Source organism: Sphingomonas sp. P3_C6 (genome assembly GCF_056402595.1).
In genome coordinates, this window is sequence record NZ_JBFUHB010000004.1 from 250,141 (window position 1) to 276,969 (window position 26,829).

The 26,829-nt window shown below is 66.5% G+C and carries 30 protein-coding genes; 14 read left to right on the top strand and 16 right to left on the bottom strand.

Translation table 11 applies throughout. The features are described 5' to 3' along the window. Positions 1-2: 2 nt before the first annotated feature. From AC1DT7_RS07530 to AC1DT7_RS07540, 3 genes are read left to right on the top strand one after another with little or no spacing between them, the layout of a single operon-like run. Complete coding sequence (locus AC1DT7_RS07530) at positions 3-779, top strand: SDR family oxidoreductase (RefSeq protein ID WP_478035309.1); 777 nt, start codon at positions 3-5, stop codon at positions 777-779. Beyond that, positions 772-1,143: a dihydroneopterin aldolase gene (locus tag AC1DT7_RS07535; protein WP_478035310.1), complete on the top strand. Its 372-nt coding sequence runs from the start codon at positions 772-774 to the stop codon at positions 1,141-1,143. The genes AC1DT7_RS07530 and AC1DT7_RS07535 overlap by 8 nt, the downstream gene beginning before the upstream one ends. Further along, positions 1,140-1,631, top strand: a complete 492-nt coding sequence (locus AC1DT7_RS07540; RefSeq protein ID WP_478035311.1) for a DUF3237 domain-containing protein — start codon at positions 1,140-1,142, stop codon at positions 1,629-1,631. Before AC1DT7_RS07535 ends, AC1DT7_RS07540 begins: the two co-directional genes overlap by 4 nt. A gap of 44 nt (positions 1,632-1,675) precedes the next feature. On the opposite strand, the gene leuA is transcribed toward AC1DT7_RS07540, so the two are convergent. From leuA to miaA, 7 genes are all read right to left on the bottom strand, one after another. Continuing rightward, on the bottom strand, positions 1,676-3,334 hold the full coding sequence (leuA, locus tag AC1DT7_RS07545; RefSeq protein WP_478035312.1) for a 2-isopropylmalate synthase: 1,659 nt from the start codon (positions 3,332-3,334) through the stop codon (positions 1,676-1,678). A 162-nt stretch (positions 3,335-3,496) separates the two neighbouring features. After that, positions 3,497-4,135, bottom strand: coding sequence for a TMEM175 family protein (locus AC1DT7_RS07550; protein WP_478035313.1), 639 nt, complete (start codon positions 4,133-4,135; stop codon positions 3,497-3,499). Beyond that, positions 4,132-4,746, bottom strand: a complete 615-nt coding sequence (locus AC1DT7_RS07555) for a YceI family protein (protein WP_478035314.1) — start codon at positions 4,744-4,746, stop codon at positions 4,132-4,134. The genes AC1DT7_RS07550 and AC1DT7_RS07555 overlap by 4 nt, the downstream gene beginning before the upstream one ends. A gap of 130 nt (positions 4,747-4,876) precedes the next feature. Further along, positions 4,877-5,896: a ketol-acid reductoisomerase gene (gene ilvC / locus AC1DT7_RS07560; protein ID WP_478035315.1), complete on the bottom strand. Its 1,020-nt coding sequence runs from the start codon at positions 5,894-5,896 to the stop codon at positions 4,877-4,879. Positions 5,897-6,032: 136 nt separating this feature from the next. Continuing rightward, positions 6,033-6,548: an acetolactate synthase small subunit gene (ilvN, locus tag AC1DT7_RS07565; protein ID WP_272627349.1), complete on the bottom strand. Its 516-nt coding sequence runs from the start codon at positions 6,546-6,548 to the stop codon at positions 6,033-6,035. A gap of 132 nt (positions 6,549-6,680) precedes the next feature. Further along, entirely contained in the window at positions 6,681-8,429 is a 1,749-nt protein-coding gene (locus tag AC1DT7_RS07570; protein WP_478035316.1) for an acetolactate synthase 3 large subunit, read from the bottom strand. 80 nt (positions 8,430-8,509) lie between these two features. Further along, entirely contained in the window at positions 8,510-9,460 is a 951-nt protein-coding gene (gene miaA, locus AC1DT7_RS07575) for a tRNA (adenosine(37)-N6)-dimethylallyltransferase MiaA (RefSeq protein WP_478035317.1), read from the bottom strand. Between miaA and serB the strand changes: the two genes are divergently transcribed. Then, positions 9,453-10,331 carry a phosphoserine phosphatase SerB gene (serB, locus tag AC1DT7_RS07580; protein ID WP_478035318.1) on the top strand — a complete coding sequence of 293 codons (879 nt, stop codon included), beginning with the start codon at positions 9,453-9,455 and terminating at the stop codon, positions 10,329-10,331. The genes miaA and serB overlap by 8 nt on opposite strands. A 69-nt stretch (positions 10,332-10,400) precedes the next feature. Here serB and AC1DT7_RS07585 read toward each other — a convergent pair whose 3' ends face one another. Both AC1DT7_RS07585 and AC1DT7_RS07590 read right to left on the bottom strand, forming a co-directional pair. Next, positions 10,401-10,862, bottom strand: coding sequence for a DoxX family protein (locus AC1DT7_RS07585; RefSeq protein WP_478035319.1), 462 nt, complete (start codon positions 10,860-10,862; stop codon positions 10,401-10,403). A 60-nt stretch (positions 10,863-10,922) separates the two neighbouring features. Next, entirely contained in the window at positions 10,923-11,201 is a 279-nt protein-coding gene (locus tag AC1DT7_RS07590; RefSeq protein WP_478035362.1) for a BufA1 family periplasmic bufferin-type metallophore, read from the bottom strand. A 229-nt stretch (positions 11,202-11,430) separates the two neighbouring features. Between AC1DT7_RS07590 and AC1DT7_RS07595 the strand changes: the two genes are divergently transcribed. The 5 genes from AC1DT7_RS07595 to AC1DT7_RS07615 all read left to right on the top strand — a co-directional run bounded on the left by AC1DT7_RS07595 (position 11,431) and on the right by AC1DT7_RS07615 (position 14,740). After that, the gene (locus AC1DT7_RS07595) at positions 11,431-11,970 is read left to right on the top strand and encodes a sigma-70 family RNA polymerase sigma factor (protein ID WP_478035320.1); all 540 of its coding nucleotides are present in this window, start codon (positions 11,431-11,433) and stop codon (positions 11,968-11,970) included. Then, a complete protein-coding gene (locus tag AC1DT7_RS07600; RefSeq protein ID WP_478035321.1) occupies positions 11,967-12,608 on the top strand; it encodes a DUF1109 domain-containing protein in 642 nt (213 codons plus the stop codon). The genes AC1DT7_RS07595 and AC1DT7_RS07600 overlap by 4 nt, the downstream gene beginning before the upstream one ends. A gap of 80 nt (positions 12,609-12,688) precedes the next feature. Continuing rightward, the gene (bufA2, locus tag AC1DT7_RS07605; RefSeq protein WP_478035322.1) at positions 12,689-12,955 is read left to right on the top strand and encodes a BufA2 family periplasmic bufferin-type metallophore; all 267 of its coding nucleotides are present in this window, start codon (positions 12,689-12,691) and stop codon (positions 12,953-12,955) included. Positions 12,956-13,157: 202 nt separating this feature from the next. Next, the gene (gene bufB, locus AC1DT7_RS07610) at positions 13,158-13,988 is read left to right on the top strand and encodes an MNIO family bufferin maturase (protein WP_478035323.1); all 831 of its coding nucleotides are present in this window, start codon (positions 13,158-13,160) and stop codon (positions 13,986-13,988) included. Next, positions 13,985-14,740: an HvfC/BufC N-terminal domain-containing protein gene (locus AC1DT7_RS07615; protein WP_478035324.1), complete on the top strand. Its 756-nt coding sequence runs from the start codon at positions 13,985-13,987 to the stop codon at positions 14,738-14,740. Before bufB ends, AC1DT7_RS07615 begins: the two co-directional genes overlap by 4 nt. A 20-nt stretch (positions 14,741-14,760) precedes the next feature. Here AC1DT7_RS07615 and AC1DT7_RS07620 read toward each other — a convergent pair whose 3' ends face one another. Further along, positions 14,761-15,804: an SPOR domain-containing protein gene (locus AC1DT7_RS07620; protein ID WP_478035325.1), complete on the bottom strand. Its 1,044-nt coding sequence runs from the start codon at positions 15,802-15,804 to the stop codon at positions 14,761-14,763. Between the two features lie 202 nt (positions 15,805-16,006). Between AC1DT7_RS07620 and AC1DT7_RS07625 the strand changes: the two genes are divergently transcribed. From AC1DT7_RS07625 to AC1DT7_RS07635, 3 genes are read left to right on the top strand one after another with little or no spacing between them, the layout of a single operon-like run. Further along, a complete protein-coding gene (locus AC1DT7_RS07625; RefSeq protein ID WP_478035326.1) occupies positions 16,007-16,723 on the top strand; it encodes an AAA family ATPase in 717 nt (238 codons plus the stop codon). A gap of 4 nt (positions 16,724-16,727) precedes the next feature. Then, complete coding sequence (locus tag AC1DT7_RS07630; RefSeq protein WP_478035327.1) at positions 16,728-17,414, top strand: hypothetical protein; 687 nt, start codon at positions 16,728-16,730, stop codon at positions 17,412-17,414. A gap of 19 nt (positions 17,415-17,433) precedes the next feature. Next, positions 17,434-18,810, top strand: coding sequence for an SPOR domain-containing protein (locus tag AC1DT7_RS07635; RefSeq protein ID WP_478035328.1), 1,377 nt, complete (start codon positions 17,434-17,436; stop codon positions 18,808-18,810). 266 nt (positions 18,811-19,076) lie between these two features. Here the strand turns inward: AC1DT7_RS07635 and AC1DT7_RS07640 are convergent, their stop codons facing one another. Next, on the bottom strand, positions 19,077-20,306 hold the full coding sequence (locus tag AC1DT7_RS07640) for a dihydroorotase (RefSeq protein ID WP_478035329.1): 1,230 nt from the start codon (positions 20,304-20,306) through the stop codon (positions 19,077-19,079). Continuing rightward, complete coding sequence (locus AC1DT7_RS07645; protein ID WP_478035330.1) at positions 20,303-21,292, bottom strand: aspartate carbamoyltransferase catalytic subunit; 990 nt, start codon at positions 21,290-21,292, stop codon at positions 20,303-20,305. Before AC1DT7_RS07645 ends, AC1DT7_RS07640 begins: the two co-directional genes overlap by 4 nt. 128 nt (positions 21,293-21,420) lie before the next feature. Between AC1DT7_RS07645 and AC1DT7_RS07650 the strand changes: the two genes are divergently transcribed. Beyond that, on the top strand, positions 21,421-22,017 hold the full coding sequence (locus AC1DT7_RS07650) for a DUF805 domain-containing protein (RefSeq protein ID WP_478035331.1): 597 nt from the start codon (positions 21,421-21,423) through the stop codon (positions 22,015-22,017). 9 nt (positions 22,018-22,026) lie between these two features. Here AC1DT7_RS07650 and AC1DT7_RS07655 read toward each other — a convergent pair whose 3' ends face one another. After that, positions 22,027-22,635 (bottom strand): hypothetical protein, encoded by a 609-nt coding sequence (locus AC1DT7_RS07655; RefSeq protein ID WP_478035332.1) that lies wholly within the window; start codon positions 22,633-22,635, stop codon positions 22,027-22,029. A gap of 173 nt (positions 22,636-22,808) precedes the next feature. Here AC1DT7_RS07655 and AC1DT7_RS07660 point away from each other — a divergent pair, with 173 nt between their 5' ends. Further along, positions 22,809-23,708, top strand: coding sequence for a helix-turn-helix domain-containing protein (locus tag AC1DT7_RS07660; RefSeq protein WP_478035333.1), 900 nt, complete (start codon positions 22,809-22,811; stop codon positions 23,706-23,708). A gap of 129 nt (positions 23,709-23,837) precedes the next feature. Here the strand turns inward: AC1DT7_RS07660 and AC1DT7_RS07665 are convergent, their stop codons facing one another. The 3 genes from AC1DT7_RS07665 to AC1DT7_RS07675 form a co-directional block, all read right to left on the bottom strand. After that, positions 23,838-25,118, bottom strand: coding sequence for an MFS transporter (locus AC1DT7_RS07665; protein WP_478035334.1), 1,281 nt, complete (start codon positions 25,116-25,118; stop codon positions 23,838-23,840). 86 nt (positions 25,119-25,204) lie between these two features. After that, positions 25,205-25,669: a Holliday junction resolvase RuvX gene (gene ruvX / locus AC1DT7_RS07670; RefSeq protein WP_478035335.1), complete on the bottom strand. Its 465-nt coding sequence runs from the start codon at positions 25,667-25,669 to the stop codon at positions 25,205-25,207. Next, positions 25,666-26,775 carry a DUF3089 domain-containing protein gene (locus AC1DT7_RS07675; RefSeq protein WP_478035336.1) on the bottom strand — a complete coding sequence of 370 codons (1,110 nt, stop codon included), beginning with the start codon at positions 26,773-26,775 and terminating at the stop codon, positions 25,666-25,668. Before AC1DT7_RS07675 ends, ruvX begins: the two co-directional genes overlap by 4 nt. Positions 26,776-26,829 lie beyond the last annotated feature (54 nt).

A 26,829-nucleotide genomic window follows, 5' to 3' on the forward strand; every position in this document is an offset into this window, starting at 1 on the left:
GCGTGAACGATCTGGTGCGGACGGTGCTGGTGACGGGTGCGCCGCGGCGGATCGGCGCGGTGATCGCGCGGCATCTCGCCGGGCGCGGCTGGCGCGTCGCGATTCATCACCATCATTCACCCGGAGAGGCCGAGGCGCTGGCGCTGACCTTGCCGGAGGCATGCGTGCTGACGGGGGACCTGGCCTTGCCGGGGACCGCAGCCGATCTGGTCGCCGCCGCGCGCGCCGCATTCGGCGGTCCGCTCGGGGCGCTGGTCAACAACGCTTCGTTGTTCGCCTATGACCGGCCGCCTGCGATCGATCCGGAGATGTTGCGCGACCATGCTGCGGTCAATCTCGACGCGCCGGTGCTGCTCGCCTCGGCGCTGGCGGCGCAGGAGGATCTTGGGGCAGGGGCGGTGGTCAATATCCTCGACCAGAAGCTGGCCAATCTCAACCCCGACTTCTTTTCCTACAGCTGCGGCAAGATCGCGCTTGGCGGCGCGACCGCGATGCTCGCCCAGGCGCTCGCGCCGCGTATCCGGGTCAATGCCGTGTCGCCGGGCATCTCCCTGCCCAGCCTCGACCAGACCGAAGACGAATTCCGCGCAGTGGCATCCGACAATCTGCTGCGCTGCCCGATCGAGGTGACCGCCATCGCCGAGGCTGTCGATTTCCTGCTGACGGCGCGGGGGATCAGCGGGCAGAATCTGTTCGTGGACAATGGCCAGCATTTCCTGCTGCGCGACAGCGATGTGATGTTCGAGACGCGCCGGGCAGGCCGGGCGGCTCATGGCTGAGGGTGTTCGTTTCACCACGATCCTCGACGGGCTCGAGCTCGTCATGGGCCTCGGCATCCATGCCGAGGAACTGGCGGCGCCGCAGCGCGTGATCGTCACCGTGCGCATGGAGGTGGACTATCCGGCACCGCCTTCCGACGACCGGATCGACGAAGTGCTCGACTATGACTTCGTCCGGAACGACATCCGGGCGCTCGTCGCCGGGCGGCACTTTCATTTGCAGGAGACGCTGTGCGAAGCGATCGCCGCGCTGTGCCTGAGGGACCGGCGGGTCGCACGCGTCACGGTGCGGTCAATGAAGCCCGATATCTATCCGGACGCCGCCGTCGGGTGCGAGATCGTGCGGGACAGGGAGATTATATGACGAAGCTCAGCGACGACCTTCCCGAAGCATTGCTGTCGGTGCGAACCCGGCCGCTTTTCGTGATGCGCCTGAACGTAGGCGCGATCCACGCTGTCGGCGGGCCTGAAGGCCCAACGCAGCGCGTTGCCGCCGTGCCGAGCGGTGTGTTCGAAGGCGAGCGGCTCTGCGGGGGCGTGCTCGACGGAGGCAGCGACTGGCAGACGGTGCGCGGCGACGGGACGACCACGCTGGATGTTCGCCTCCTGCTCCAGACCGACGACGGCGGGGTGATCGGCATGACCTATGCCGGCATCCGCCACGGCCCGCCCGAGGTCATGGCGCGGGTCGCGAAGGGCGAGGCGGTTGATCCTGCCAGCTATTATTTCCGGACAAGCGCGCGCTTCACCACATCCGATCCGCGTTACGACTGGCTCAATCGCATCCTGGCGATCGGCACCGGACATCGCCTTTCGACGGGGCCGGTCTACAGCCTGTTCGAGGTGCTCTGAGACGATGGCTTTCCTCCCCATCGACGATGGGGAGGAGAAAGCGGCTATGCGGCGTTGGCCGCGCTGAGCACCGCCCGGACCGAGGCGGTTGCGATATCCGCATCGATGCCGACACCGAATACAGTCCGCCCGTCGGCAGCCCGGCATTCGACATAGGCCGCCGCCTGCGCGTCCGCGCCATGGCCGATGGCGTGCTCGCTGTAATCGACCACGTCGAGCTGCGGGCCTGTCGTCTCGCTGAGCGCGGCGATGATGCCGGAGATCAGGCCGTTGCCGCGGCCCGAAATCGAGCGCTCCTCGCCCCCGATCGCGACCCGGCCGACGAACAGACGGTCACCTGCCGCGCCGCTCTCATGATAGTCGAGCAGCGTGAAGCGGTCCGAAGGCTTGGCCAGATAGGCTTTCTGGAACGCGTTCCAGATATCCTCGGCGTTCAGCTCGCGGCTGGTCTCGTCGGCCATCGCCTGGACGTGGCGGCTGAGATCGGCCTGGAGACGCTTGGGCAGCTTGAGCCCCTTGTCCTGCTCGATCACCCAGGCGACACCACCCTTGCCCGACTGCGAGTTGACGCGGATCACCGCCTCGTAGCTGCGGCCGAGATCGGCCGGGTCGATCGGCAGATAAGGGACTTCCCAGAAATCGTCGTTGCGTTCGGCCTGGGCGGTGAAGCCCTTCTTGATCGCGTCCTGATGCGAGCCGGAGAACGCCGTGAACACCAGCTCGCCGGCATAGGGATGACGCGGATGCACGGGCAGCTGGTTGCAATAGGTGACGGTGTTGATGATCTCGTCGATGTCCGAGAAGTCGAGCTTCGGATCGATGCCCTGCGTGTACATGTTGAGCGCGACGGTCACCAGGTCGCAATTGCCGGTGCGCTCGCCATTGCCCAGCAGGCAGCCCTCGACGCGGTCGGCACCGGCCATCAGGCCGAGTTCCGCCGCCGCGACACCGGTGCCGCGATCATTGTGCGGGTGGAGGCTGATCACCACGCTGTCGCGGTTGCGGATATTCTTGCCGAACCATTCGATCTGGTCGGCATAGATGTTGGGCGTGGCACACTCGACCGTCGCGGGCAGGTTCAGGATCAGCGGATGATCGGGGGTGGGGCGGAGTATCTCCATCACCGCCTCGCAGACCTCGACCGAGAAATCGAGTTCGGCGGTGGAGAAGGTCTCCGGCGAATATTCGAAATGCCAATCGGTACCGGGTTGCGCCGCCGCGCAGTCGCGCAGGACCTTCGCGCCGTCGACCGCGATCTGGCGGACTTCGTCGCGGCTCATGCCGAACACGATCTTGCGCCAGGCCGGGCTGACCGCGTTGTAGAGGTGGACGATCGCCTTTGGCGCGCCACGCAAGGATTCGAAGCTGGTTTCGATCAGGTCGCGGCGGGACTGGGTAAGCACCTGGATCGTCACATCGTCCGGAATGCGGCCGGTCTTGACCAGGCCCGAGATGAAATCGAACTCGGTCGCACCGGCCGAGGGGAAGCCGACTTCGATCTCCTTGATGCCGACCTTGCAGATCAGGTCGAAGAAGCGGGTCTTCTTCTCGCCGTCCATCGGATCGATCAGCGCCTGGTTGCCGTCGCGCAGATCGGTCGAGAGCCAGCGCGGCGGCGTCACGATGGTTCGCGACGGCCATTCGCGATTGGGCAGGTCGATCTGCGGGAAGGGGCGGTATTTGGTCGAAGGATCACGCAACATGGTTTGGTCCTCGCTGCTCGCGGTCGTCATTTGGGTTGGATAAGGCCCTTAGGCGGGTCGCGCGCGCCGCGATGGGCGCACGTCGAAGGTCACGCCTAAGGGCGCGTAAGTCGAAGCAGCGAAAGGCGTAGAGCCAGCGTCATGTGAAACCGCGTTACCGTGTCACCGCGCCTCATGTCCAGCCCGTCCTTCGAACAACCTGTCCAAAGGACCCTCGGGCAGGAACCACAGGACCGCGACCAGGGCGGCGCAGGCGATGCCGAGCCAGGGCGAGAGGAAGGACAGGGGAATGCCGACAAGGTACAGCAGCCCGGCGAACAGGCCTTTTCGCGCATATTCCCGGTAATAGGTTTCGGCAGCCGGGCCCCGCTTGCCCGTCCGCCGGATCGTCGCCTGGAGCCACATATAGGCAGCCGACGGCAACAGCATCGTCGCGAGGTAGAGCAATGTCGATTCGAGGTTGAAGTGATGCTCGCCGAGATACGAGGTCGAGAAGGGGACCAGCGACAGAGCGAACAGCAGCAGCATGTTCGACCAGATCAGGCTGTTGGTGACACGGGTCGCATGGGTGAACAGCCGGTGGTGGTTGACCCAGTAGATCGCGACATAGGCGTAGCTCAGGATATAGGCGAGAAAGACTGGCCAGAGCGTCCAGAGCTTGTCCATCCCCTCGGAGATCGGGGGATGGAGCTCCAGCACCATGATCGTCACGATGATGGCGACCACGCCGTCCGAGAACGCCTCGACGCGGCCGATGCCAGGCCGGCCTTCCTCGTTCCCTGACGGCGCGGGCTCGCTCACGGTGCGACGAACCCAGCGTTGATGGTCAGGTCAACCTTGTCGGAGACGCCGGGGAGGGAGTAATTGATACCGAAGTCGCTGCGCTTGATGCTGGTGGTCGCGGCGAAGCCGAAATTGAGCTTCTTCGCGCCCTGGGCCGCATTGCCAGCGCCGACGAAGCGCGCGGTGAGTACGACCGGCTTGGTCACGTCCTTCAGGGTCAGGTCGCCGGCGATGGTGGCCGTCGTGCCGCTGATCGTCACCTTGGTCGAGACGAACTTGGCGGTCGGGAACTTCGTGGCGTCGAAGAAATCGGGCGTCTTCAGATGCGCGTCGAGTTGAGGCACCGTGGTCAGCACCTTGTCGATCGGGATGGTGACATCGACCTTGGAATTGCCCGGATTGGCGGTGTCGACCACCAGCGTGCCGGTCGGCTGGGTGAACTGACCGGTATATTCGGTGAAGCCCAGGTGGTTCACCGTGAACAAGATCTGGCTGTGGCGCGGCTCGACCTGATAGGTGCCGGAGACGACCTTCGTCGCGTCGGGCGTGCCGGGAGGGCCGGCAGGCGGTGTCTGGGCGAGCAGCGGGGCAGTCGCCAGGGCCAGAACGGCTACGATAGCGATACGCATATGGATCTCCGATACGGAAAAAAGGGGCCGCGCCAAGATGACGCGGCCCCTCGTGAATGCAAGCGCCGAAGCGGAAACGATCCGTTGGCCGGGCGTAGCTCGAAATGCCCTTGACGGATCGCGTCGCGGATCAGTTCTTGTCCTTGTCCACCAGCTTGTTCGCGCCGATCCAGGGCATCATCGCGCGCAGCTCGGCGCCGACCTTTTCGATCGGGTGGGCGGCGGCGGCCTTGCGCGCTGCCTTCAGCTCGGGCTGGCCGGCGCGGTTGTCGAGCACGAAGTTCTTGACGAAACGGCCGCCCTGGATGTCGGCGAGCACGCGCTTCATCTCGGCCTTGGTCTCGTCGGTGATGATGCGCGGGCCGGTGGTGATGTCGCCATATTCCGCGGTGTTCGAGATCGAATAGCGCATATTGGCGATGCCGCCCTCATACATCAGGTCGACGATCAGCTTCACCTCGTGAAGGCACTCGAAATAGGCCATTTCCGGGGCGTAGCCGGCCTCGACCAGCGTCTCGAACCCCGCCTGGATCAGGTGGGTGAGGCCGCCGCACAGCACGGCCTGCTCGCCGAACAGGTCGGTCTCGCATTCCTCGCGGAAATTGGTCTCGATGATGCCCGAACGACCGCCGCCGACGCCCGAGGCATAGGCGAGCGCGATGTCGTGCGCGTTGCCGCTGACGTCCTTGTCGATCGCGATCAGGCAGGGCACGCCGCCGCCGCGGACATATTCGCTGCGCACCGTGTGACCCGGGCCCTTGGGCGCGATCATGATCACGTCGAGATCCTCGCGCGGCTCGATCAGCGCGAAATGCACGTTCAGGCCGTGTGCGAAGGCGATCGCCGAACCCTGCTTGAGGTTGGCGTGGAGATCGTCCGCATAGATCGCCGCCTGATGCTCGTCGGGTGCGAGGATCATGGTGATGTCGGCCCAGGCGGCTGCCTCGGCATTGGTCATCACCTTGAAGCCGGCGCCTTCGGCCTTCTTCGCGGTGGCCGAACCGGGGCGGAGCGCGATCGCGATCTCCTTCACGCCGGAATCGCGCAGGTTCTGGGCATGGGCATGGCCCTGGCTGCCATAGCCGACGATCGCGATCTTCTTGTTGGTGATGAGGTTCAGATCGGCGTCGCGATCGTAATAGACACGCATTGATTAGGCTCCTTTATTTCAAAAAAATCCGCCGTCATGCCGGACTTGTTCCGGCATCCATCGTGCAACCGGCGATGACCTCGCCTGTGGATGGATGGACCCCGGAACACGTCCGGGGTGACGAAACATTGGTGGCTCAGGCCGCTTCTTTTCCCCGCGCGATGGCGACGATGCCGGTGCGGGCGACTTCGATCAGCCCTACTTCGCGCATCAGCGTGATGAAGGTGTCGATCTTCTCCGGCCCGCCGGTCACCTCGAACACGAAGCTCGACGTGGTCGCATCGACGACGCGGGCGCGGTAGACATCTGCCAGGCGCAACGCCTCGATCCGGTGATCGCCGGTGCCACGGACCTTTACCAGCGCCAGCTCGCGTTCGACATGCGGCCCGAGTGCGGTGAGATCGGTCACCGAATGCACCGGGATCAACCGGTCGAGCTGGGCGAGGATCTGCTCCATCACATGGTCGGACGCCGAGGTGACGATGGTGATCCGGCTGACCGCCTTGTCGGAGGTCACGTCGGACACCGTCAGGCTTTCGATATTATAGCCGCGCGCGGTGAACAGGCCGGCGATCCGGGCAAGGATGCCCGGCTCGTTGTCGACCATGATCGCCAGCGTGTGGCGCTTCGCGGTTTCTTCCTTGATATGCATCTTAAATCCCCCTCCCGCTTGCGGGAGGGGCTAGGGGAGGGCGTGTGCCCCCAGCCGAGTTTCTGATTGGGGACAGGCCCTCCCCCGACCCCTCCCGCAAGCGGGAGGGGAGATTTGCTGTGTTCGTCTTCATCAGACCAGTGCCTTCGCCTCGTCGTCCATCTCGCCCGAGACTTCGGCCGCCTGGAGAATCATGTCGGTATGGGCCGCTCCGCTCGGGATCATCGGGAAGCAGTTGGCGAGCTTCGCCACCATGCAATCCACCATCACCGGCCCGTCATGGGCAAGCATCTCGGCGATGCCGGCCTCCAGCTGGTCGGGATGCTCGATGCGGATGCCCTTCCAGCCATAGGCTTCGGCGAGCTTAACGAAGTCCGGCAGGGAATCGCTGTAGCTCTCCGAATAACGGCTCGAATAGGTCAGTTCCTGCCACTGGCGGACCATGCCCATATATTCGTTGTTGAGAATGAACACCTTGACCGGCAGGCGGTATTGCGTGGCCGTGCCAAGTTCCTGGATGTTCATCTGGATCGAGGCTTCGCCAGCGATATCGATGACCAGCGCATTGGGATTGCCGAGTTGCGCGCCGATCGCGGCGGGCAGGCCGTAGCCCATGGTGCCGAGGCCGCCCGAGGTGAGCCACTTGTTGGGCGCCTCGAAATCGAAATGCTGTGCGGCCCACATCTGATGCTGGCCGACCTCGGTGCTGATGATCGGCGACTTCTTGTGCGTCGCCTCCCACAGCGCCTTGATCGCGCGCTGCGGCATGATCTCGGAGGCGCTGTCGACGAAATCGAGGCTCTTCACCGCGCGCCAGCCGGCGATACGGCGCCACCAGTCCGACAGATCGGGCTTGGGATGGCGGCGCGCCTTGTAGACCCGGACCATGTCCTCGAGCGCGTGGCCGACATCGGCGATGATCGGCAGATCCACGCGAACATTCTTGTTCACCGACGACAGGTCGATATCGACATGGATCTTGCGGCTGTTCGGGCTGAACGCGTCGAGCCGACCCGTCACGCGATCATCGAAGCGCGCGCCGAGGCAGAGGATCAGGTCGGCCTGGTTCATCGCCCAGTTCGCTTCGTAGGTCCCGTGCATGCCAAGCATGCCCAGCCACTGGTCGGATGCTGCGGGGAAGGCGCCGAGGCCCATCAGGGTCGACGTGACCGGGGCACCGGTGATCCGCGCGAGCTCCCGCAGCAGCTGGCTCGCCGCAGGGCCCGAGTTGATGATGCCGCCGCCGGTGTAGAGGATCGGCCGTTCCGCAGCCGCGAGCATGTCGACCGCCTGCTCGATCAGCGACTGGTCGGCCTTCACCTGCGGGCGATAGGTCTTGTGCTTGATCGGGCCCGGCTTGACGTAGCGCGCGCTGGCGACCTGGACGTCCTTGGGGATGTCCACCACGACAGGGCCGGGGCGGCCCGAGGTGGCGATGTGGAACGCCTCATGGATGACGTCGCCGAGGCGTGCCGGATCCTTCACCAGATAATTATGCTTGGAGCAGTGACGCGTGATGCCGACGGTATCGGCCTCCTGGAACGCGTCCGTGCCGATCAGCGCAGTCGGCACCTGGCCGGTGATGACGACCATCGGGATCGAATCCATCAGCGCGTCGGTGATGCCGGTGACTGCGTTGGTCGCGCCAGGACCCGAGGTGACGAGCACGACGCCGGGCTTGCCGGTCGACCGGGCATAGCCCTCCGCTGCGTGTGTCGCGGCCTGCTCGTGGCGCACCAGGATGTGCTTGATCCGCTTGCTGCGGAACAGCGCGTCGTAGATCGGCAGGACGGCACCGCCCGGATAGCCGAACACGACTTCCACCCCGAGATCGCACAGCGCCTCGACGAGGATATCGGCTCCGCTCTTCTCGGTCGTCATATTCTTTCCTACACATTGGACGCTGCCACGACGCAATATTGCTTCGCGAATGGCGCCGTTAAAGATCGATAATTTGTTCGTCAAGCGCCTTGAAGGAATCTAGTTTCAAAATCGTGCAGCAGGGCGCATGTTTCTGTCTCCGTGCTGCGCCGCCACATAGCGGGAGGTTGGTTCCGAAACCACGTAAATTGTCGTTTGGCATATTGGCGGGTCGCCAATTGCGCCGCGGCAAGTGCCTCTGGCTGCCCCATGGTGCCGGCGAGCATCGCCCCGATCTCCGGCACGCCGATGGCGAGGCGGACCGGCGCGGTGGGCAGGATATCGGTGCGGGCGAGGACTGCCCGCGCTTCCTCGATCCCGCCGCCGGCGAACATCGCCGCGAGCCGCGCGTCACAGCGGGCGAGCAGCCACTCGCGATCGGGCAGCATGACCATCGCCATCAGGTCGATCTGATGGCCGATCCCGCCGACCTTTGCCTGCTGCCACGTCGCGAGGGTCTTGCCGGTGGAACGGACGACCTCAAGCGCGCGGGCGACGCGGGTCGTGTCTGCGGGCGCGAGCCGGGCAGCGGCGGGCGGGTCGAGCTCGCCGAGCTGTCGATAGGCATCGGCTACCGGCAGTGCGCGAACCTCTTCGCGGATCGCGGGATCGATCGGCGGTACGGGCGCAATGCCGTCGAGCAGGGTGCGCATGTACAGGCCGGTGCCGCCGGCGAGCACCGGCAGGAGACCGGCCTGATGCGCGGAGGCGATTTCGGCGCGGGCTTCGGTCGCCCAGCGCGCGGCAGAATAGATGTCGGCGCCGTCGACATGGCCGAACAGGCGGTGCGGTACACGTGCCTCCTCCTCACGGCTCGGGCGCGCCGACAGGATGCGCAGATCGGCATAGACTTGCGCTGAATCGGCGTTGATCACCACGCCGCGATGTTTTTCCGCGATCGCCATGGCGAGCGCGGACTTGCCGCTGGCGGTCGGCCCTGCAATGAGCGCCACGCGCGGCAGGGCTCGCGGCAAGGGAGACGTGATGTTCATCGCAACGCTGATAGCAGCGGGAAATCTCAGCGGGGGCGATATTTCGGCCGCCCGGGATCTGCTCGACCAGGCGGGTTGCCTGCCGGCGGCGCACGCCTGGCTCGATGAGGGCTTTGCCGCCGACATCATGTTCGGTCTTGATCTCCAGGCGGCGCGGACCGCGCTCGACGGCGCTTTCCCAGGTGTCGATGTCGTCGTGCAGATCGCCGAAGGGCGGGCCAAGCAGTTGCTGGTCGCCGACATGGATTCGACGATGATCACCGTCGAATGCATCGACGAACTGGCCGATTATGCCGGGATCAAGCCGCAGATCGCCGCTGTCACCGAGGCGGCAATGCGCGGCGAGCTCGATTTCGAATCGGCGCTCGATGCGCGTGTCGCGCTGCTCAAGGGATTGGACGAGGGCGTCATCGCGACCTGCCTGGCCGAACGGGTGAAGATCATGCCCGGCGCCGTATCGCTGGTCCGCACGATGAAGGCACGCGGCGCGAAGGCCATCCTCGTGTCGGGCGGTTTCACCCGCTTTGCCGAGCCGGTCGCGGAGATGATCGGCTTCGACCGCGCCATCGCCAACCGGCTCGAGATCGTCGACGGATCGCTGTCGGGGCTGGTGGTGAAGCCGGTCGTCGGATCGGACACCAAGGAATGCACCCTGGTGGAGGCCACGGCCGAGCTTGGCCTGTCACCGGAGGCGACGCTGGCGGTGGGCGACGGCGCCAATGATCTCGCGATGATCAAGCGCGCCGGGCTCGGTGTCGCCTATCACGCCAAGCCGATCGTCGCCGCAGCGGCAGCGGCGCGGATCGATCACAACGACCTGACGGCGTTGCTGTATGCGCAGGGGATCGCCCGGAAGGACTGGGCTGCCTGATCTGCCGTCAGGGTCTTTAATTGCTGGGCCATTAGTGACGATCCGCCCGGGAGGGACGAGTGCGGCCGCTCAGCGCTCGACCTCCGGCGCCAAGCTGCGTGCCAGCAAGCGATCGAGCGACCAGGCGCCGCCGCCCCGCCCCATCAGCGGCAACAGGATCGCGACCCAGCTCAGATGGGTCGGCCAGGCGTCGGGATAGACGAAGACCTCGATGGTCAGCGTCATCAGAAACAGGGCAAGTGCTGAGAAGCGGGTCGCCAGCCCGAGCACGAGCAGGATCGAGAAGAGATGCTCCGACACCGTCGCGGCCACCGCGGCGATCTCGGGTGGAATCAGCGGCAGGGCATAGTCTGTGCGAAACAGCTCATAGGTGCTGTCGGTGACGGTCAGCAGGCCCTCCACCTTGGTCCTGCCCGACAGGAAGAAGATCGAGGCGATGCCGAGCCGCCCGATGAGCAGCAGCAGGGCATCGGGCACCAGTGCCGAAGCGCGCCTGACGGTGCGCAGGTACGATTGGACGAGGGGGATCATGGCATGCTCCATTCGGGATCGGGCGGGGCGCGACCCGGGACGCGCCCCGAAAAGAGCCGATCAGGCCTTTGGGGTCAGCGAGCCGGTGCCCTTGGGAGTCTTGATCGAGGTGCAGGTGCCGGCCTTGACCAGCTTCCACGCATCGCCCTGGTAATTGGCCTTGGACGTACCGGCGCAACTCGTGCCGGCACCGGCCTTGCAGTCGTTCTTGCCGGCGAGCGCGACGCCATAGCATTTTTCCATCGCCGGCTTGGTCTGGGCCGAGGAGGGGGCGGCGAGGGTCGCCCCGGTCACGGCGAGGGCAAGTGTGGCGGCAAGGGTGGCGTTGGTCGAACGCATCATGATTTCCTTCGATTGGGATGGCCTCGGGGCGCGCGGTACCGCCGGGGGAGGGCGGCACCGCGCGGTGCCCGGGTAGAGGAGGCTGGAATGCCCGGGTCACTCAGCCAGTTCGGCGACGACGCCCGGGCGGTTACAGATTTTCGCCATAGAAGATTTTTTCGGCAGGCCGGCGGCGATGCTGTAACCAATGGCGTGGTTGCCGCGAATTCTTCCCGAGGGAGCGCAAATGCGGGCAAGCGAGGCGGAGTTGCGTGGATTGATGATCAGCGGGCTCGACGGCGATGCCGGCGATCACGCGGCATTATTGCGCCTGCTCGTGCCCCTGCTGCGTGGCTTCTACCGGCGCCGTTCCGGCGACCGCGACGACGATATCGAGGATTTGGTGCAGGAAACGCTGATTGCGGTGCATACGCGCCGCGCCACCTATGATCGCGACCGCGCCTTCACCGCCTGGCTGTTCGCCATCGCCCGGTACAAGATGATCGACCATTTCCGCCGCCGTCGCCGGTTCCAGCCGATCGAGGGGCTGGAGGACATCTTGGTCGCGGAAGGGTTCGAGGATGCGTCGAGCGCCCGCATGGATGTCGCCGACCTGCTCGAGACGCTGCCGGCCAAGCAGGCGCGGATGATCCGCGCGACCCGGCTCGACGGGCTCAGCATCGCCGAGGCGGCCGAGGCCGATGGCATCGGCGAATCCGATGTGAAGGTGTCGGTCCATCGCGGGCTCAAGACATTGATGTCGCGTATCCAGGGAGGCCGGCGATGAACACCGACGACCTCATCAATTCCCTGTCCAGCAACGTCGCGCCGGTGCGGCGTGGTGCGGTCGGCCGGCGCATCCTGCTCGGGCTGGGCGGCGGCGTGCTCGTATCGATCGTGCTCGTCGTGGCGGGGATGGGCGTACGGCCCGACCTCCACACCGCGATGCACGGTTTCTCGTTCTGGATGAAATGGGGCTACACCATTTCCCTGTCGATCGCGGCGCTCGCGATGACGATCCAGCTCGCCCGGCCCGACACGCTGCGGCTTCGCGGCCTGTGGCTGATCGTGATTCCGGCCCTGCTGCTCGCCGGCGTCGGTGCGACGGAGCTGATCAGGACGCCGACCGGCGACTGGCTGAAGATGTGGCTGAGCTATAGCTGGATGCAATGCCCGTGGCGTGTGGTGGCGCTGGCGATGCCGATCTTCATCGGGCTGCTCTGGTCGTTCCGCCGCCTGGCGCCGACCCGGCTGCGCGCGGCCGGTGCCGCGGCGGGGCTGTCGGCGGGGGCGTTCGCCGCGACCGTCTATTGCCTGCACTGCCCGGAGGTGTCGGCGATCTTCGTGCTGACCTGGTATTCGCTCGGCATCCTGCTCGCCACCGCGATCGGCGCGCTGCTCGGGCCACGGCTGCTGCGCTGGTAAATTTCCGGTCGCTGTAACCCGGCGCCGAGCCGGGTCGAATGAGGGAGGCCAATAGGCAATTCCTTTCACCGGAGACCAACATGACCATCGTTCGCACCAGCATGAGCCTTGCCGCCGCCGCTGCCGTCGTCGCCATCAGCGCCGCAGCCCCGACCGCCGCCACCGCCGCGAAGGCAGGCGCCGCGAAGATCCATTGCTACGGCATCAACACCTGCAAGGGCACGTCCGACTGCAAGACGGCGAAGAACGACTGCAGGGGGCAGAATGACTGTAAGGGCATGGGCTTCAAGGAAGTCTCCGCCAAGCAGTGCACCGCTGCGGGCGGCAGCCTGACCGCGCCCAACTGATCGCGACCCGGCCCGGCGGTGTGTCGCATCGCCGGGCCGCATTTCCCCGATATTCCCTCCCCGGCGAAGGCCGGGGTCCAGATGGAAAGGCTTTTGTGATGACACGAAGCGCTCGTTGCCTTCTGTTCCCCAACCGGGCCCCGGCCTGTGCCGGGGAAGAAAAAAGGGCGGGATTCGCGTCGATCATGGGAGAGGCGTTTCAATGATCCCCCATTTCTCTGGCCACGGCCTGGGCCTGCGCAAGCCACATTATGCGGACTTCCTCGAACACCGCGTCGGCGTGGATTTCGTCGAGGTGATCTCGGAGAATTTCATGGTCTCCGGCGGCAGGCCGCGCCAGATTCTGCGTGAGGTGCGTGCGCGCTATCCCGTCGCGCTGCACGGCGTCTCGATGTCGATCGGATCGGCGGACGGCCTTGATGGCGCGTATCTCGCGCGGTTGCGGCAGCTGGTGGACGAGATCGAGCCGCTGTTCGTCTCGGATCATCTGAGCTGGTCGCGGATCGATGGCTTCAATTCCCACGACCTGCTGCCCTTGCCCTATACGCGCGAAGCGCTCGATCTGGTCGTCGCCAATGTCTCCCGCGCGCAGGAAATGCTGGGCAGGGCGATGCTGATCGAGAACCCGTCTACCTATATCGACTTCCCCGATGCCGACATGACCGAGTGGGAATTCCTGGGCGCGCTCTGCCAGCGGACGGGTTGCGGGCTGTTGCTCGACGTCAACAACGTCTTCGTCAGCGCGACCAATCATGGCTTCGATCCGATCGCCTATCTCGACGGCATTCCCGCTGAGCGGGTGTGCCAGATCCATCTCGCCGGTCATAGCCAGGGCACCGAGCTGCTGATCGACACCCATGACCAGCCGGTGCCCGTCTCGGTCTGGGATCTCTACGCCCATGTCCTGCCGCGGCTCGGGCCGGTGGCGGCGATGATCGAGCGCGACGATGCCATTCCCCCGCTCGCCGATCTGCTCGCCGAGCTGGCGATCGCGCGCCGCATCGGCGACCGGGCGCTGCAGGCCGCGGCATGAGCCTGCTCGCCCTGCAACGCGACATGCGCGCCTGGCTGGTCGCTGAGGACCGGCCGGCGGCCATGCGGCTCGGCGATGGCGTCGTGCCGGGCCTGCGGGTCCATCTGAACAATTACCGCGCGCAGCTCGTCGCCTRCCTGGCCGAAAGCTTCGCCCGCACGCGCGACTGGATCGGGGACGAGGCATTCGACCGGGCGTCCGCTCTCCATATCGACCGGGTGCCGCCGAGCAGCTGGACGCTCGACGCTTATCCCCGCGATTTCCTGGCGACGCTTTCCCTGCTCTATCCCGACGACCCGGAAGTGGCCGAGCTCGCCTGGATTGAAGGCGCGCTCGGTGAGGCCTTTGTCGCGCCCGACGCCCCGGCGCTGTCGACCGCCGACCTGACCGATATCGACTGGGACTGCGCCGTGCTCGCCTTCACGCCGACGCTCGATCTGGGTGCGTTGACCAGCAACGCCCCGGCGCTCTGGTCGGCGCTCACGGAAGGCGAGGTGCCACCACCGGCCGAGTTGCTTGCCGAACCAGGCGCGATCCTCGTCTGGCGACACGATCAGGTCTCGCGGTTCCGCGCGATCGATCAGGTTGAGCACCAGGCCCTCTCATGGGCGCGTGGCGGCATGCCCTTCGCGGTGCTGTGCGAACACATGGTCGCCTCTTGGGGAGACGGCGATGGGATCGCCCGGGCCGGCGCGCTGCTCGGCCAGTGGATCGCCGACGGCTTGATCGTCGGCGTTCATGCTTCAGCCTAAAGCTGGCCCGATCGGCGGCCTCACGGCGCGATCGGAACGCAGGGTGTCTTGGTCGGCCTGACCGCCGCGCACATCCGCGCCGCCTCGGCGGAGGAGGCGACGGGGCCGGCCTGGAGCTTGGTCAGCGTGCCGGTCCGGACCAGGAAGGGCTGTAGCCCGCGTAGCGCGCCGACCTGGCCCTTCAGCTTGTTCCACAGCGTCGTCGCATTGCCTTCGTCGCGGAAGGCGCCGAACTGCAGGCGCCAGCCGCGGCCGGCGACCGGGGTGCGCTCGCGCGCCGGCTCAGGCTGTGCCGCTACCGTCTGAGGCGGCGGCGTGCGCCGGGTTGGAACCCGGCCGACCGTCGGGGCGGGCGGGGTGAAGGACGGCGTGGCACCGACATTCGGCTGAGCGCCACGATTCTGGTCGTAGGAAGACGGCGGCAGATCGGTGCCCTTCATGGCGACCTGATTGCCCTGGCCGGTGATCTCGGGCGGCAGGACCGGCCGCTTCGCCTCCGCCTCATATTGGCGCGCAAGGGTGAGGCCCTTCTGGCGATCATTGGCCGGGATATACTGGTCCATCTGCGCCTGCACTTCGGACGCGCGGGGCTGGCCCTGCGCGGCGGCGCGGACGAGCAGCGCATAGGCGCGAGGCCAGTCGCGCGCGGCGCCGTCGCCATTATAGAGCATGGTGCCGAGCACGAGCTGCGAGCGGGGCTCGCCGCGTGCGACCGACTTTTCGAGCCAGGGCAGGGCGTCGCTGCGCTTGTTGTTCTGGAACAGCATCAGGCCGTAATTGGCCTCGGCCTCGATCTGCCCCTGAAGCGCCGCCTTGCGATACCAGCTTTCCGCCATCGCCATGTCGACCGGCACGCCGCGCCCGAGCTTATAGGCCTGGGCGAGGTTGAACTGGGCATCGGCGTCGCCCGCGACCGCCGCGGGACGCCACTCGTCGACTGCCTTGCGATATTCGCCGCGACCCCAGGCGTCCACGCCCGCCTTGACGTCGGCCCATGCCGGTGCCGTGATCGCCATGAAGATACCGGCAAGGCCAAGAGCCGCCGGCCGAAATGCCTTGCGCATGATGTCTCCCATCCCCGCTACGCTACTTGGGGTGATAATATTTGGGGGTGATAATGCCCTCTAACGGGGATTTGGCAAAGATTTCGTTAGGGACGAAATACCGTTTGGGGACGGAACCTTGCCGCGTCTCCGTCTCGTTAACCGCTTCTTGACGTGTCGCATGGCATTCAACCGCCTCGAATAGCGGGAGTTGAAGGGGCACATGCGCGTTCTCGCGATGGCATCGCAAAAAGGCGGATCCGGCAAGACGACCTTGTCAGGGCATCTGGCCGTCCAGGCTCAGCTCGCCGGGGCCGGTCCGGTCGTGCTGATCGATATCGATCCCCAGGGGTCGCTATCGGATTGGTGGAACGAACGGCACAGCGAATATCCCGCCTTTGCCCAGACCACGGTCGCCCGGCTCGCCGCCGATCTGGAGGTGCTGCGTCAGCAGGGCTTCCGCCTGGCGATGATCGATACGCCGCCGGCCATTACCATGGCGATCCAGAGCGTGATCGCGGTGGCCGAGCTGATCGTCATCCCGACCCGACCGTCTCCGCACGACCTGCGCGCCGTCGGCGCCACCGTCGATCTGTGCGAACGCGCCGGCAAGCCGCTGCTGTTCGTGGTCAACGGCGCAACGCCCAAGGCCAAGATCACTTCCGAAGCGGCGGTCGCGCTGTCGCAGCACGGCACCGTCGCTCCGATCACCGTTCATCACCGCACTGATTTCGCCGCCTCGATGATCGACGGCCGCACCGTCATGGAAGTCGACGTCAAGGGCCGGTCGAGCCAGGAGATCCAGCAGCTCTGGACCTATATCTCCGACCGCCTCGAGAAGAATTTCCGCCGCACCGTCTTTGCCGCACCGGCAACCTCCAATGGCTATGCCGCGCAGCGCCCCGTAGCAGGTGGCTTCGGCCGCCGCGTGGTGGGGTGATCCGATGACGATGTCCGGACAGCCAAAGCCGCTCGCGTCGCTCTCCTCGACACTGCTTGCCCGCAAGGGACAGGCCCGCCCCGCCATGCGCCCCCAGGGCTTTGGCGGCTTCGGTTCCTTCACCGGGACGCAGGACGATCTCGGTTGGAACGATATGGGCCATCCGGAAGGCCATGGTGCCGAGCCGGTCTATGCGCCGCCCGCCGCCGTTCCGCCGGTGCTTCGCCAGCGCGAGGCGCTGCAGGAGGAATTCGAATCGCCGCAGCCGTTGCTCAAGTCGCGCGCGATTCAGCTCGAAGGCTCCTATGATGCCGAACCGGCCCATGAGCCGGAAGAGGCCCGGGAGCCCGAGGCTTATGAGCCCGAGGCTTACGAGTCAGAGCCTCTGGCTCCGACCGACCCCGAACCCGTGTTCAAGCCGGCGCCCGTCGTCCATGCCTTGACCGCCCCCGTCGCCACGGTCTCGCCGGCCACTGCCGCGGGGATCGGGCGCGAGGCGATGGCGAAGCGCGGCAAGGTCGCCTTCACGCTTCGGCTCGATCAGGACCGCCATCTGCGTCTTCGCCTGGCGAGTGCGCTGCACAATTGTTCCGCCCAGGTCCTGGTGACCCAGGCGCTCGACACTTTCCTTCAATCCCTGCCTGAGGTGGAAGAGCTGGCGCGCCAGTTGCCGCCGAGAGCAACACGTTGAATCGAATAGGGGAATTTCGATGAAGACCCGGGCGATCGTCACTCTAGGGCTTACCGCACTCGTTGCCTGCGGGGCACTGGCCGGCGTCACCTCGCATGGCGGCATGGCCTTTGCCAGTGCGCGAGACGAATCGAAGGCCGAGCGCAAGGCGGCAGCCGAAGCGGACAAGGCGCGCGCCGCGCTTGCCAGGGGCAAGGGCGAGCAGGCGGTGATCCATGCCGAGGCAGCCGTCGGGCTGCGTCCGCAGATGACCAGCTTCCGCGTGCTGCTGGCGAACAGCTATCTGCGCGCAGGCCGCTTCGACTCGGCGCGTCAGGCCTTTGCCGATGCGATGACGCTCGATCCGTCCAACGGCAAGCTGCCGCTCAACCTCGCGCTTGCGCAGATCGCCACGGGCGACTGGGGCGGGGCCCGCCAGACTCTCGATGCGCACAAGGATATCATCCCGGTCAGCGACCGCGGCCTGGCGATCGCGCTGGCCGGTGACCCCGCGAGCGCGGTCGAACTGCTCGATGCCGCCGTCCGCACGCCCCAGGCCGATGCCAAGACCCGCCAGAACTTCGCGCTGAGCCTCGCCCTTGCCGGCCGCTGGCAGGACGCGAAGACCATGGCCGCCATCGACCTGGCACCGTCAGAGGTCGATAGCCGGATCATGCAATGGGCCGAATTCGCCCGCCCGAAATCAGCCTATGATCAGGTTTCCGCGCTGCTCGGCGTCACGCCGGTGCGTGATCCCGGCCAGCCTGTCGCGCTGGCGCTGAACGCGTCGTCGGGCGCTGCGCTGGCCGCCGTTCTCGCCCCGGTCGATGCCTTCATGCCAGGCCAGGCGGAGAATGCGGCGCAGGTCGCGCAGCAGATGGCGACGCCTGCTCCGGAGGCAGCGCCGGTGCCTATGGCCGATACCGCGGTCGCGACCGCACCGGTCGAGGTCGCTCCGGCGACCGGGCCGGCCTTCGCCAGCGTCTCGTTCGGGCCGCGTGAGGAAGTCGTGCAGCGCCTGCCGTCGAACCCGACCGCGAAGCCGTCGGTGCGGGTGGCCGTTGCCAAGGTCGCTGCGCCAGCTACGGCCGCGCCCGAAATGGCCCGCGCGGCCGGCAAGGGCAGCTATTTCGTCCAGCTCGGCGCGTTCGAGAACGCCGCCGTCGCCAAGGACGCCTGGAATCGTGCGGTCCGCCGCAACGCCAATTTCGTCGGCCAGACGCCGTCGGGCATGAACATCTCGTCCCGCGCCGGTAGCTTCTATCGCCTGTCGGTGGGCGGTTTCGCCCGCAATGAGGCGGTGGCACTGTGCCAGAGCTACAAGGCGAAAGGCGGCACCTGCTTCGTCCGCGCCCATGCCGGCGACCAGGTCGCCCTTTGGGCACGTCCGGCCGGCCGCCAGATGGCGTCGCGCTGAGGCATTGCCAGGCGGCTAAAGCCGCTGGTGTAGAGGAAAATTGAGCGGCGGGGAGCAATCCCCGCCGTCTCCTTTTGCGCGACGCGCTGCCACTCCAGCGGGCTTCTAAACGCTCGCCGGCAAAGGCCGGGGTCCAGTTGGGGGACGATGATGATCGTCGTCGCGCTCCGTTTTCTCGACCTTCCCAACCGGAACCCGGCCTCGCCGGGGAAGCAAAAAGAAGAATCGAAGCAGCGCGTCCGACGGGTCGGATTTAGCAGGGCGTTCTAGCGAAGCTCGGTGCCGCCCTTGAACAGGCGTAGCACCTTGCCTTGCACGGGCAGCTTGTCGAACGGCGTGTTGCCCGCCTTGGCGACCATACGATCGGTGTCGATCTGCCACGGGGCTTCCCAGTCGAGCAGCATGAAGTCGGCGGGCGCGCCTGCCGCCAGCTTGCCGGCATCGAGCCCGAGGATCTTCGCTGGATTCGCCGCGAGCAGCGCGAACAGCGTGTCGATCCCGATCACCTGATCGCGCACCAGGCCGAGTGACAGGGCGAGCAGCGTCTCGGCGCCCGCCATGCCCGCCGAGGAATCGGCGAAGGGCAGGCGCTTCTCCTCAGGGCCACGCGGATCGTGGCCCGAGCAGAGCACATCGATCGTCCCGTCGGCCACTGCCGCCAGCGCCGCCTTGCGGTCGCTTTCGCTGCGCAGCGCCGGGGACAGATGCGCAAAGGTGCGGAAATCGCTCATCGCATTGTCGGACAGGAACAGATGCGCCGGCGTGATGCCGCAGGTCACCGGCAGTCCGCGCTGCTTGGCGCGGCGGACCAGGTCGAAGCCCGCCGCCGTCGTCACCTGGCGGAAATGAAGGCGGGCGCCGGTTTCCTCGGCGAGCAGCAGGTCGCGTGCGATCGCCAGCGCCTCGGCGGTGGCCGGGGCGGAGGGCAGGCCGAGCCGGGTCGCGGTCTCGCCCTCGGTCGCCACGGCCGAGCCGACCAGTCCGGCATCCTCGGCATGGGTGATGACGGTCAGGTCGCAGTCGCGCGCATAGGCAAGCACGCGCCGCATCACGCCTGAATCGGCGATCCAGCGGCGGCCGGTCGCGATGGCGCGGGCGCCCGCATCGCGCGCGATCGCCATCTCGGCCAGGTCCGTGCCGGCGAGGCCGCGCGTCGCGGCGGCGATCGGATGGACCCAGATGTCCGGCTTGCCCATGTCGGCGGCACGCTGGATGATGCCGGGATCGTCGAGCACCGGCGACTGATCGGGCATCAGCCCAACCCGCACGATGCCGCCCGCGCGGCAGGCTGCCTTGTCGACCGCGAAGACGCCGAGATCGATGATCGCGGGCGCGATCATGACCGAGCGGCCGAGCTTGCCGCAATCGACATCGTCGACACCCTCGGGCGCTGCGTCACGGCCGATCGAGACGATCTTCTCGGCATCGATCACCAGCGTCGCGGTGCCGTCCGCCGGCGCCGTGGCAAGCGAGGCATTGGAGAAAGCGCGGATCATGCCCAGCCCTCCACCTTGCGGGCTCGTCGTGTCAGCACGTCGAGACAGGCCATGCGTACCGCCACGCCCATTTCGACCTGCTCGGTGATGGCCGAACGATCGACATGGTCGGCGACGTTCGAATCGATCTCGACGCCGCGATTCATCGGGCCGGGATGCATCACCAGCGCGTCGGGCCTGGCTCGGGCGAGGCGATCGAGGGTGAGGCCGTAGCGCATGTGATATTCGCGCATGGAGGGGACGAATCCGCCCGACATGCGCTCGGTCTGAAGGCGCAGCATCATCACCACATCGGCGCCGTCCAGCGCCGCGTCGAAATCGGTGAAGGGCGTCACACCCATGCGCTCGATCGCGGCGGGCATCAGCGTGGAGGGCGCGCAGACGCGGACCTCGGCGGCGAGCGCGGTCAGCGAGAGGATGTTCGATCGCGCGACCCGGCTGTGCAGCACGTCGCCGCAGATCACCACGCGCTGTCCCGCGACCGACCCGCGACGGCGGCGGATGGTCAGTGCGTCGAGCAGCGCCTGGGTCGGGTGTTCATGGCTGCCGTCGCCGGCATTGAGCACCGGACAGTCGACCTTGTCGGCGATCAGCCGCACCGCGCCCGAACTCATGTGGCGGATGACGATCACGTCCGCGCGCATCGCGTTGAGCGTCATCGCGGTGTCGATCAGCGTCTCGCCCTTCTTCACCGATGACTGGGCGGCATGCATGTTGACCACATCCGCACCGAGGCGCTTGCCCGCGATCTCGAACGACAGGAGCGTGCGCGTGCTGTTCTCGAAGAACGCGTTGATCTGGGTAAGGCCTTCGAGCCGCTTGTCGCTCTTCGCGCGGCTGCGGTTCGCATCGACCCATTGTTCCGCCTCGTCGAGCAGGAACATGATCTCGTGCGGCTGCAATCCGTCGATTCCGGTCAGGTGCCGGTGCGGGAAGACGGCGCTGCCCTTGATGAGGGTCGCGGGGCGATGATCTGATGCTGGCATTAAAGGGGTTCGGTAACGGCGGCAGGGGCAGCGCGCAAGCGGTCCGGCAATCGTGATTGTGGACAAGTCGCCAATGGACCGGGGCGGAGACGCATCATAGAGGTGCGGCACGCAGCGAGGGGGCGGTAATGGCAGGTTTTTTGGGAATGGTCGGGCGCGGCGTGCGCAATATCCTGCGGTTCTCCGGGCGCGACACGCTATCGCAATTCTGGTCCTATGCCGCGGTCGTCATTGGCGCCTCGCTGGTCGCGGGCGGCATGTTGTTCGTACCGATGATGGCGGCGACCATGGCGAAGATGCAGAGATTCGCGGCGGAGCATCCCGATCAGGCCGATGTCGTCACCGGCCCTGGTAGCTATTCAATCTCGATCCACGGCAATCATCCCGAACTGATGCCGGATGTCAGCGGGTTGATCAGCGGTGTGCTGGTGGTCGCCGTCATCGTCGTCGTCCTGCTGGCAGCGGCCGTAACCCGGCGGCTGCATGATCGTGGCAGAGGCGGTTATTGGGCGCTGGTCCCGCTCTTCTTCCTGGCGTCGGGAATGGCGGGGATGCGGGTTGTCTTCAGCCAGTTCGGTGCGACCGGGGAGCCCGATATGGGACTGTTCGGGCTCCTTTTCCTCAATAACATCCTCTATCTCGCGTCGCTCGCGTTGCTGGTTGTCCAACTCGTCCAGGATGGCAACAAGGGGCGGAACCGCTACGGGGAAGATCCGCGCGTCTGACCGCGGCGCTCACCTGATCGGTCGCACTACCAGGACCTTCAGATATTCGATCCGGTTTGCCGAGGGCACCGTCATCTGCAGTTGCGACCAGCGGCCGGGCAGCCAGGCGCAACCGTGCGGATCGGCCTGCGGGCCGATCGGGCCGATCTTCACCGGCAGCGGCTTGATCACCTCATAGGTGACGACCCGGTCGACCTCCGGTTTCCAGGCATATTGGACCGCGAGATAGAGGCGCACGTCGCGAACGCTCTCGATATTGTCGAACGTGCCATAGCCGCCCGGGCTGGTTTCCGGCTGGCCCTTGGCGATGGCCATCTGGAAACGCGTTCCGACCGCAAGCTGGGTCTCGTTCGGGATGAACCAGTTGGGCCAGGGATCATTGCCCGAGGCGATCGTCTGATAGGCGGTGGTCGCTTCCGCATCGGTCGCGTAGCGCCAGCGCTGATCCTTCCACCAGATACGTCCCGGGCGGGAAGAGATCGACTGGGCGTCGCACCGGGTGCTCGCCGAGGCGCTGTCTGGCCGGCCCGCGCCGCCGGTGGCACAGCCGCTCAGTAGGGCGAGCACGACAGCGGCGGTGACAGGCCGCAAAGACGGGATTCCGATGATCGACGGCATAAGTTGAGGCCCCCCGGCAAACTGCGGTGATGATATCCGATACTGCCCGTGCCGCCACCCCGACAGGGTCCAGATCGGCTGTTTCGTGTTGGCACGAAATGGCCTCGACCTCAGGTGCTTGCCGTGTAGGATCATGGTAAATCCGGGTCGCGGATTGGGTGGGGAAAGTGACGATGGATCATCCAAGGGCGGCCCCCGGCTGGCCCGTGCCCCAGGTGCGGTTTCATCTGCCTGCGCCTGAACTGCGCGATCTGGTCACCGCCTATGTCATCGTGGAATCGGCCGGCTCGCTGTGCGATTTTCTGCATCCGGAATGGGCGAACATCCGGTTCATCCTGTGGGGTAGCTGGGACATCCAGGATCTGGAGACGGGGGCGATGGTCCCCGCCATGGCGCCGGCGCTGTTCGGCCCGACCGACCGCACCCGACAATTTTCGAGCCCGGCCGGCGGCCTGCTCGGCGTCGGGCTGACGCCGCTGGGCTGGGTCAGGCTGATCGGCGGCAATGCCGGTGCGATCGCGAACAAGGTGATGCCGCTGGGCGATGCGCTGGGGGCAAACGGCGACGACCTGGCCCGATCGCTTCGCGCCTGCGAGGACGATGCGGCGCGCGTGGCCCTGCTCGACGATACGCTGGTCCGGCGGGTGAGGAGCGGCGGCAAGCGCAGCCCGCAGGCGCTCAAGGCACATGAGGTGCTCGTCTCGGGTTCGGCGCGCGATGTCGCCGAATTCGCCGAGCAACTCGGCATGCAGCAGGCCAAGCTCAGCCGCCTGTGCCTGCGGGTCTTCGGCTTTACGCCCAAGCGGCTGCTGCGCCGCCAGCGCTTTCTGCGCACGCTCGGTGCCGTCCGCGATTCGCTCGATCGGCCACTGACCGAGCTTATCGACCCCGCTTATTACGATCAGGCGCACTTCAACCGCGACTTCAAGGCATTCATGGGCACTACGCCAGGCGCCTATTTCAGCTCGCCGCGCGAGGTGTTGCGCCGGGCGCAGGAAGAGCGGCGACGGGTGATCGGCGCGCCGGTGCAGGGGCTGCATCCGTCGAAAAACGATCGGTCGACCGACTCCTGAGCACCCTGGCCGATATCGTCGCGTGCCCGGGTTGGAACTCCACCCCGTTCGTTTCGAGCGAAGTCGAGAAACCTGGCCTGGCGCTCCATCATTGTTTCTCGACTTCGCTCGAAACGAACGGTGTAAACCCTACAGGCCTTGTTCGGCATGGAGACCAAGGCCGGGCGCTCCGTCTGATTCGGCCGTTTCGTTCTGCATCGTCGAACGCAGCGACGCGAGCAGGGCTGCGGCCATGAGCATCGCGATCACTGAAGCGAGCAGGGCGGTCTGATAGCCGTCGGTCGCATCGTGCAGGCGCCCGAAGCCGACGACGCCGATGGCGGTGCCGAACAGGGAGAGCATGAACAGGCTGCCGAAAATCTCGCCATAGGCTCTGAGACCGAACAGGCGGGAGACGAGATAGGGTAGCAGATCCTGCTCGGCACCGTTCATCAGGCCGGCAAAGAATACCGCCGCCAGCGCAACCGCAAGCCCGGGACTGTCGCTGAACAGCACGGCGAAACCCGCCGCAGAGGCGAGGCTGACGATCGCGGCCAGTCGGCTCGCGGGGAAATGATCCATCAGCGCCCCCATGCCGAGCCGCCCGGCCACCTGCGACAGGGCATAGGCGGAGACCAGCATGGCTGCGCCGCCAGCCCCCAGGCCGCGATCCATGCCGAAGGGCACGAGCTGCGTGACGAAGCCGATGGTCGCCGCGTTGACCAGAGCGATCGAGAGCGCCAGCCGCCAGAAGATCCCGGTACGACGCGCCGCGCGGGCGGCCACGCCGGAACGTTCCGGCACCAGCACGCCGGTGACGCTGATCGGCTCGAGCCGGGTCGCGCGGATCGCCAGCAGGACGAGCGGCAATCCGGCCAGGAGAGCGATGCCGGCCAGCACCAGATAGGCTGATCGCCAGCCCGACCCGGCGATCACCCAGGCGATCAGCGGCGGCAGCAACAGGGTCGAGACCGACAGGCCTGCGGTGGCGATGCCGAGCGCGAACCCGCGGTGCACGTCGAACCGGCGTGCGATCAACTGGCCGAATACCAGTGCGCCGATACCGGGTGCCGACAGGGCGAGCAGGCCGACGCCGATCTGGAACTGCCACAGGCCACCTGTCATTGTCGACAGCCAGGCGTGCGCGCCGCCCAGGATCAGCGCCGATACGATCAGGATCGGTACCGCCCCGATCCGGTCGACCAGCCGGCCGACGAACGGGGCGGCCAGCGCCCCGAGCAGTCCCACACCGGCCGCGGTCGAGATGTCGCCGCGCGACCAGCCGAAACTGTCCTGAAGGCCGGGCACGAACAGGCTCGACAGATTCTGGTAGAGCCCCGGTCCGGTCGCGAACATCGCGGCGGATCCGGCGACGATGGGCCAGCCGCGCCGCCATTCGCGTCTGCCATTGGCGGGGTGGTTTGCTGACATGGTTGTCAGTATGACCGCGACGTGACGTTTCGCAACCCGTTATGCGCGCTGGCGGCGAGGCATGGGCTAAGGGCGGGCCTGGGAGCCTAGGCGCTCACCAGCGCGTCGATTGCGCCTTGCAGGATGTACGCCGCCGCCATCTTGTCGACCAGCTCCGCCCGCTTCGCGCGGCTGGCGTCCTGCTCGATCAGGGTGCGCGTCACCGCCTGGGTCGACCAGCGCTCGTCCTGAAGGAAGATCGGGAGGCCGATATCTTCCATGTTGCGGGCGAAGGCGCGGCTCGACTGGCTGCGCGGGCTCTCGCTGCCGTCCGTCAGGTTGAGCGGCAGGCCGATGACGATGCCCTTCACCTGTTGCTCCCCGATCAGCGCGACAAGCGCGGTCTTGTCCTTCTGGAACTTGGTGCGGCGGATCAGCAGGGCAGGGCTGGCGAAGCTCCATCCCGCGTCGCACAGCGCGGTGCCGATCGTCTTGGTGCCGACATCGAGGCCGATCAGCCGGCCCCCGGTGGGGAGCGCCTCTCGAAAGATGGCGCGCTCGGTGGTGATCATTGTGCCTGTGCCTTGAACGCAGCAACTCGCCGTGCGGCATCGGCGCGGACATTCGCCCAGAACAGGCTGTAATCATATACATGGTAGTTGTTGCCCGGCAGCACGTAGTTGCCGAGATCGGGTGGTGTGCCGATCATCAGCAGGCCGCGCCCCTCGCACCGTGCCGGAACTTGGCCCGGCACGAGCGTGGCGCTGGCCAGATCCTTGGCCGGAACCAGCGTGCCGAGATTGGCCGTCGCTGGCGCTGCGGCCCCCGCCGTCCCGTTGATCGGGTTGGTGCAGATGATCGCCGTGTCCTTTCGGGGCGCTCCGGTCAGGCCCGCCGTCGCATCGAACGTCTCGAAGATCAGCGAGGGATCGGCCGGCTCGGCGAAACTGAGCCAGGAGAGAATGCACCCCGATTGTTCGGTGGCCTGGCATTCGGGCAGGCCCATGCGCGGCAGGTCGGCGGTCTTGGACACCGGCCAGCCGACGACGTAAGCCGCAACGATCCGCTTCGCGAGCGGCGTGCCGGCGATCCGGTCGCGCAGCAAGCGGCTCAGATGGAACGCGCCCTGGCTATGGCCGGCCAGGATGATCGGCCGGTCACCGGCCTCCTTCAGGAACTGGTCGAAGGCAATCGTCACATCGCCATAAGCGAGATCGAGCGCCTTTCCGGCTTCCGGCTGATTGGTCAGGAAGGCACCGAACGTCGCCTGGCGATAGCGCGGCGCCCAGATCGCGCCGACCTCGTTGAAGGCGCTTGCCTGGGCGCGGAGGAACAGCTCCGCGACCGCATTCGCCTCGGGGTCGTCGATCGGGCCGTTCCAATGCGCCGCGTTGATGTAGGATGTCGGGTGGATGAAGAAGATCGCAGCCTCCGGCGCGGCGGCGGGCTTGTAGCCCTCCGGGGTCCAGAGGGCAGGGTTGCCTGCGCGATCCGGCCTTGCGATCCACATCTTCGGATCGGCATAGGCGGCGGCCTTGACCGGCGCCTGCACCTCGAACGGCGCGGAGGGGATCTTCGACCAGCGGATCAGCTGCGTGCCGAATAGCGCAAAGGCGAAGCCGCCGGCGACCACCAGCATGATGAGAAGGGCGAAGGCATAGAGGAATTTCCGGGCCAAGGCCTGTGGTCTCCAAGAGGGAAGCGGTGCGGGGAGCGGATGCCGCAGGAAGGC

Excerpts from the sequence above, each read along its gene's own strand:
- AC1DT7_RS07535 (WP_478035310.1), top strand. The coding sequence starts at position 772 with ATGGCTGAGGGTGTTCGTTTCACCACGATCCTCGACGGGCTCGAGCTC.
- AC1DT7_RS07540 (WP_478035311.1), top strand. The coding sequence starts at position 1,140 with ATGACGAAGCTCAGCGACGACCTTCCCGAAGCATTGCTGTCGGTGCGA.
- leuA (WP_478035312.1), bottom strand. The coding sequence starts at position 3,334 with ATGTTGCGTGATCCTTCGACCAAATACCGCCCCTTCCCGCAGATCGAC.
- AC1DT7_RS07555 (WP_478035314.1), bottom strand. The coding sequence starts at position 4,746 with ATGCGTATCGCTATCGTAGCCGTTCTGGCCCTGGCGACTGCCCCGCTG.
- ilvC (WP_478035315.1), bottom strand. The coding sequence starts at position 5,896 with ATGCGTGTCTATTACGATCGCGACGCCGATCTGAACCTCATCACCAAC.
- ilvN (WP_272627349.1), bottom strand. The coding sequence starts at position 6,548 with ATGCATATCAAGGAAGAAACCGCGAAGCGCCACACGCTGGCGATCATG.
- AC1DT7_RS07570 (WP_478035316.1), bottom strand. The coding sequence starts at position 8,429 with ATGACGACCGAGAAGAGCGGAGCCGATATCCTCGTCGAGGCGCTGTGC.
- serB (WP_478035318.1), top strand. The coding sequence starts at position 9,453 with ATGTTCATCGCAACGCTGATAGCAGCGGGAAATCTCAGCGGGGGCGAT.
- miaA (WP_478035317.1), bottom strand. The coding sequence starts at position 9,460 with ATGAACATCACGTCTCCCTTGCCGCGAGCCCTGCCGCGCGTGGCGCTC.
- AC1DT7_RS07585 (WP_478035319.1), bottom strand. The coding sequence starts at position 10,862 with ATGATCCCCCTCGTCCAATCGTACCTGCGCACCGTCAGGCGCGCTTCG.
- AC1DT7_RS07590 (WP_478035362.1), bottom strand. The coding sequence starts at position 11,201 with ATGCGTTCGACCAACGCCACCCTTGCCGCCACACTTGCCCTCGCCGTG.
- AC1DT7_RS07595 (WP_478035320.1), top strand. The coding sequence starts at position 11,431 with ATGCGGGCAAGCGAGGCGGAGTTGCGTGGATTGATGATCAGCGGGCTC.
- AC1DT7_RS07600 (WP_478035321.1), top strand. The coding sequence starts at position 11,967 with ATGAACACCGACGACCTCATCAATTCCCTGTCCAGCAACGTCGCGCCG.
- bufA2 (WP_478035322.1), top strand. The coding sequence starts at position 12,689 with ATGACCATCGTTCGCACCAGCATGAGCCTTGCCGCCGCCGCTGCCGTC.
- bufB (WP_478035323.1), top strand. The coding sequence starts at position 13,158 with ATGATCCCCCATTTCTCTGGCCACGGCCTGGGCCTGCGCAAGCCACAT.
- AC1DT7_RS07620 (WP_478035325.1), bottom strand. The coding sequence starts at position 15,804 with ATGCGCAAGGCATTTCGGCCGGCGGCTCTTGGCCTTGCCGGTATCTTC.
- AC1DT7_RS07625 (WP_478035326.1), top strand. The coding sequence starts at position 16,007 with ATGCGCGTTCTCGCGATGGCATCGCAAAAAGGCGGATCCGGCAAGACG.
- AC1DT7_RS07630 (WP_478035327.1), top strand. The coding sequence starts at position 16,728 with ATGACGATGTCCGGACAGCCAAAGCCGCTCGCGTCGCTCTCCTCGACA.
- AC1DT7_RS07635 (WP_478035328.1), top strand. The coding sequence starts at position 17,434 with ATGAAGACCCGGGCGATCGTCACTCTAGGGCTTACCGCACTCGTTGCC.
- AC1DT7_RS07640 (WP_478035329.1), bottom strand. The coding sequence starts at position 20,306 with ATGATCCGCGCTTTCTCCAATGCCTCGCTTGCCACGGCGCCGGCGGAC.
- AC1DT7_RS07645 (WP_478035330.1), bottom strand. The coding sequence starts at position 21,292 with ATGCCAGCATCAGATCATCGCCCCGCGACCCTCATCAAGGGCAGCGCC.
- AC1DT7_RS07650 (WP_478035331.1), top strand. The coding sequence starts at position 21,421 with ATGGCAGGTTTTTTGGGAATGGTCGGGCGCGGCGTGCGCAATATCCTG.
- AC1DT7_RS07655 (WP_478035332.1), bottom strand. The coding sequence starts at position 22,635 with ATGCCGTCGATCATCGGAATCCCGTCTTTGCGGCCTGTCACCGCCGCT.
- AC1DT7_RS07660 (WP_478035333.1), top strand. The coding sequence starts at position 22,809 with ATGGATCATCCAAGGGCGGCCCCCGGCTGGCCCGTGCCCCAGGTGCGG.
- AC1DT7_RS07665 (WP_478035334.1), bottom strand. The coding sequence starts at position 25,118 with ATGTCAGCAAACCACCCCGCCAATGGCAGACGCGAATGGCGGCGCGGC.
- ruvX (WP_478035335.1), bottom strand. The coding sequence starts at position 25,669 with ATGATCACCACCGAGCGCGCCATCTTTCGAGAGGCGCTCCCCACCGGG.